This is a genomic window from Bacillus mobilis (assembly GCF_001884045.1).
GTDB lineage: Bacteria > Bacillota > Bacilli > Bacillales > Bacillaceae_G > Bacillus_A > Bacillus_A mobilis.
This window is the reverse complement of record NZ_MACF01000097.1, coordinates 1-211: the sequence shown is the minus strand read 5'-3', so window position 1 is coordinate 211 and position 211 is coordinate 1. Positions and strand designations below refer to the sequence as shown.

The following is a 211-nucleotide window of genomic DNA, read 5'->3' as shown; positions in this document are numbered from 1 at the left end:
CGTACGTTCGAAAGTGCAAAACGATATAGTTTTAATCGTTTGATTGAGGGCGAAAACGAGAAAGAATTGATAAAAAAACTACAACCTAAATATTTGTTAAATAAACGTTTTTGTGAAGATGCGATTTTACAAGCGCAAACGATCCTTTTCTCTCAAAAAGAACTTCTTCCTGTTTACCTAGAAAACAATCAAAAAAAGTTAGAAAAGACGT

The 211-nt window shown here is 31.8% G+C and carries 1 pseudogene; it reads left to right on the top strand.

What is annotated here, in order from left to right:
- Nucleotides 1-211 (top strand): annotated as a pseudogene (locus tag BAQ44_RS17025) (hypothetical protein); the annotation flags it as partial.